The following is a 4,150-nucleotide window of genomic DNA, read 5'->3' as shown; positions in this document are numbered from 1 at the left end:
GCGGGCGCGGGCGGGCTCCTCCCAGGCGAGCTCGGCCGCCTCGCGGGCGGGCGTCGCCGCGACCGCGTCGAGGTCGCGCCCCAGCGGCAGGATGTGGAAGAGCGCGTCGAAGAGCGCGTTGCAGACCTCCTGCACGAGGTAGGTCGCGCCCGCGTAGCCCATGAAGGGCGTGCCGGTGTGCCGCCGGACGATCGCGCCGGGGAACGAGGCCGGGATGTAGGCCGCCCGGCCCCCGGCTTCCGCGAGGTACTGGCGCTCGTTGTAGGAGCCCAGCAGCACGAGCGGGGGGCGCTCGTGGATCGCGGCGCGCACGGCCGCGTTGTCGGTCTTCGCGCCGGGCCTGCGGCCGATCGCGAAGGCGCAGGGCAGGCCCATCTCGTCGGCGAGGAAGCGGCGCACGCCGCGCGCGTAGGTCTCGGTCGCCACGATGCCGAAGCTCGCCGTGCCGAAGAAGTCCTGCGTCACCGAGCGCCAGAGGTCCCAGACCGGCTTGATCGTGGTGTGGCGCTCGGCCTCGATGAAGGGCTCGGGGTCGAGGCCCAGGATCTCGCCTAGGGCCCGCAGGAACTTGGTGGTGGCGAGCACCCCGATCGGGGCGCGCAGCCAGGGCCGCTCCAGGCTCTCGCAGAGGGCGGGGCCGAACTCGCCGTAGAGGCAGACCGAGGCGTCGGCCTCGACGAGGCGGGGAACCTCCGAGAGGTGGCAGCCGAGCGGAAAGGTGAGGTTGACCTCGGCGCCGATCCCCTCGACGAGCCGCCGGATCTCGGCCAGATCGCTCGGCATGTTGAAGCTGCCGTAGGCCGGGCCGACGATGTTGACCCGGGGGCGCTGGCCCTCCTTGCGCGCGGGCCGCTTCGGGATGCCCTTCTTCGCGTAGCGCTTGGCCCCGTATTCCTGCCAGAGCCAGGACATCGCCCGGTCGGCGGCCTGCCACTGGTCCTCGTCGATGGTGCGCGGCAGGAAGCGCTGCAGCCCGGTGCCCTCGGGGGTGACGCCGCCGCCGATCATCTCGGCGATCGAGCCGGTGACGACGACGCTGGGCTGCGCGGGGTCGAGCGCCGCGTGCGCCCGCTTCATCGCCCCTTCCGTGCCGTGGCGGCCGAGTTCCTCCTCGGCCAGCCCCGTGACCACGATCGGCAATTCATGGGGCGGCAGGCCGTCGGTGTAGTGCAGCACCGCGGTGACCGGCAGGTTCTCGCAGCCCACGGGACCGTCGATGACGACCTGCAGGCCCTTCACCGCCGCGAAGACGTAGACGGCGCCCCAGTACCCTCCGGCCCGGTCGTGATCGAGGACGAGCATCAGGCCATCTCCCCGATCGGGCGCTCGGGGGCGCGTGCCATCGTCACGGCGGCCTTCGCTCGGGGCCGCTCCTGCCAGATCCCGGCGGCGTGGCCGGTGCCGACGCCCTCGAAGAAGCCGCGCATCGCCGCGAAGCGGTCGCGGTTGCCCATCGCGGCGTTGACGACCTCTGCGAGCGAGCCCGCGCCCGCCACGCCCATCAGGGGCCGGGCCGAGATCAGGTTGGTGAAGTAGAGGGCCGGCGTGCCGCCCTCCTTGGCCTTCTGGACGACCGGTGTGGTGCCAATCGCGAGGTCGGGCCGGAACGCCGCGAGCGCGGCGAGATCGTCCTCCAGCGAGGCGCGGAAGCGCACCGCGACGCCGCGCTCTTCGAGCCAGGCCCGGTCGGGCTCGGACCAGGGCGTGCGCGGGCAGGCGGTGCCGACGTAAGGGACCTCCGCGCCGCTCTCGACGAGGAGGCGGGCGACCAAGAGCTCCGAGCCCTCGTAGCCCGAGAGCGTGATCCGGCCGCGGATCGGGTTCGCGGCGATCGCGGCGCGGATCGGCGGCAGCAGGCGGGCCTTGGCCGCCGCGATCACGGCGGGGGCCACGTCGCAGGCGTTGCCGATGGCCTCGAGCCAGTCCGCGGTGCCGTCGTGGCCGACCGGCGCGGAGCCGACCACCGGCCGCCCGGCCGCCGCGAACTCGCGCACGCTCGCCGCGTAGAACGGGTGGATCGCCGCGACCGCCGCGCCGTCGAGGGCGGCGTAGAGCTCGCGCCACTCGCGCGTCGGCACCACGGGGCCGGCCGCAAGGCCGAGCGGTTCGAGCAGGCCCCCGATCACGACGGGATCGGCCGGGAACATCTCGCCGAGCAGCGTCACGCTCGGGCGCTCGGAACGCCCGCCGCGCGGCGCCGCCACGGGCCCCCGCTCAGCCTCCTGGCGGGCATAGGCCAGCATCGCGCCGGCCAGCACGTCCTTGGCCTCGGCGTGGGTCGGCACGCCGAAGCCCGGCACGTCGATGCCGATGATCCGCACCCCGTCGATCGCCTTGGGCAGGAGCCGGAGCGGCACGCCGGAGGCGGTGGGCACGCAGAGGTTGATCACCACCACCGCGTCGTGCTCGCCCGTGCGGGCCACCTCGTGGACCGCCTCGCGGATGTCCTCGAACAGCTTGCCGGTGACGAGCGTCTCGGAGTTGAACGGCACGTAGCCGACGCTGCGCCGCGCCCCGTAGAAATGCGCCGTGAAGGTCAGCCCGTAGACGCAGCAGGCCGAGCCGGAGAGCAGCGTCGCGGTGCGGCGCATGCGCAGGCCCACCCGCAGCGCCCCGAAGGCCGGGCACATGCTCTGCGGCTGGTCGTGGGGGCCGGCCGGGTAGTCCCGGCGGTAGGTCGCGAGCGTCTCGGAGAGGCCGGCCGCCTCGGCGGCGGCCCGCAGCGTGGCCTTGCCGCCGTGGCAGCCGAGGCCGTCGGCGGAACCGGGTTCCGGCGCGAAGCCGGGCTCCGGCGCGGCGCCCTGCTCCGGTGCGGGAACGGGCGCCGGTGCCGCGGGGATCTCGGCGGGCCGCCGCCGCGCCCGCAGGTCCGCGATGTCGAGGGAGACGGCCATGCGCGTCAGCCCTCGTCGTAGACGACTTCGAGGGAAGGCTTCTGCGCGATCTCGACGCCGCACATGTCGGCCAGCGAGGCCGGCTCCAGCACCACGTCGCGCCCGACCGTCTCGCCCGAGAACAGGCCGAGCAGCGCGTCCTGGCTGAGCGGGCGCGGCCGGTGGGGCAGGGCCGCCCCGACATTCTGCGCGAGTTCGGCGAAGAGCGGCCCCCAGCGCCCGTCGGGCTCGGCCACGATCTGGTAGTTCGCGCTCTTGCGCCGGATATCCTCGTCGGCCGGGATCGCGGCGAGCACCGGGATGCCCGCGGCCTCCGCGAAGGCCTGCGCCTCGCCGGTGCCGTCGTCCTTGTTGATCACGAGGCCGCCGACGCCGACATTGCCGCCGAGCTTGCGGAAATACTCGACCGCCGAGCAGACGTTGTTGGCGACGTAGAGCGATTGCAGGTCGTTCGAGCCGACCACGATGACCTTCTGGCACATGTCCCGGGCGATCGGCAGGCCGAAGCCGCCGCAGACCACGTCGCCCAGGAAATCGAGCAGCACGTAGTCGAAGCCCCACTCGTGGAAGCCGAGCTTCTCGAGGAGCTCGAAGCCGTGGATGATGCCGCGCCCGCCGCAGCCGCGCCCGACCTCGGGACCGCCCAGCTCCATCGCGAAGACGCCGTCGCGCTTGAAGCAGACGTCGCCGATCGCGACCTGCTCGCCCGCGAGCTTCTTCTTCGTCGAGGTCTCGATGATGGTCGGGCAGGCCCGGCCGCCGAAGAGCAGCGAGGTGGTGTCGCTCTTCGGGTCGCAGCCGATCAGCAGCACCCGCTTGCCCTGGCGCGCCAGCATGTAGGAGAGGTTGGCCAGCGTGAACGACTTGCCGATGCCGCCCTTGCCGTAGATCGCGATGATCTGGGTCTCGCGCTTGGCTTCGTTCTTGGCCTCGCCGGTCGCGGGCGCCTCGGGCTCGATGGCCGCCTCCGCGCGGAGCGCCGCCGTGTTGAGGTGCAGGTTCATGCGGTAGCCCTCCAGTCGAGCACCATCTTCAGGCAGGCCGGGTCGGTGAAGGCGGTGCGGTAGGCCGCCTGCGCCTCCCGCGCCGGGGCCCGGTGGGTGATCAGCCCGTCGAGCGACAGGCGTCCGGCGCCCGCGAGCGCCGTGACGGCCGCGAGGTCGTCGGGCCGCCACTCCGCGGCGACGCGGATGCGCGCCTCGCGCATGAAGGCCGGCGGGAAGGCGAAGGCGAGCGGCGCCTCGTAGAAGCCCGCC

At 73.6% G+C, this 4,150-nt stretch carries 3 protein-coding genes and 1 pseudogene; all 4 read right to left on the bottom strand.

Going from position 1 to position 4,150, the window contains the following annotated elements:
• On the bottom strand, positions 1-1,302 hold a 1,302-nt coding region (gene bchZ, locus AX737_RS04630), incomplete at its 3' end, for a chlorophyllide a reductase subunit Z (protein ID WP_066919356.1).
• A complete protein-coding gene (bchY, locus tag AX737_RS04625; RefSeq protein ID WP_066919354.1) occupies positions 1,302-2,894 on the bottom strand; it encodes a chlorophyllide a reductase subunit Y in 1,593 nt (530 codons plus the stop codon). The genes bchY and bchZ, both read right to left, overlap by 1 nt.
• A gap of 5 nt (positions 2,895-2,899) precedes the next feature.
• Positions 2,900-3,898 (bottom strand): chlorophyllide a reductase iron protein subunit X, encoded by a 999-nt coding sequence (locus AX737_RS04620; RefSeq protein WP_066919351.1) that lies wholly within the window; start codon positions 3,896-3,898, stop codon positions 2,900-2,902.
• Positions 3,895-4,150 (bottom strand): annotated as a pseudogene (locus AX737_RS04615) (chlorophyll synthesis pathway protein BchC); the annotation flags it as partial. The gene AX737_RS04620 and the pseudogene AX737_RS04615, both read right to left, overlap by 4 nt.

This window comes from Methylobacterium sp. CCH5-D2 (assembly GCF_001556475.1).
Classification (GTDB): domain Bacteria; phylum Pseudomonadota; class Alphaproteobacteria; order Rhizobiales; family Beijerinckiaceae; genus Methylobacterium; species Methylobacterium hispanicum.
This window is presented reverse-complemented; position numbering and strand designations above follow the sequence as displayed.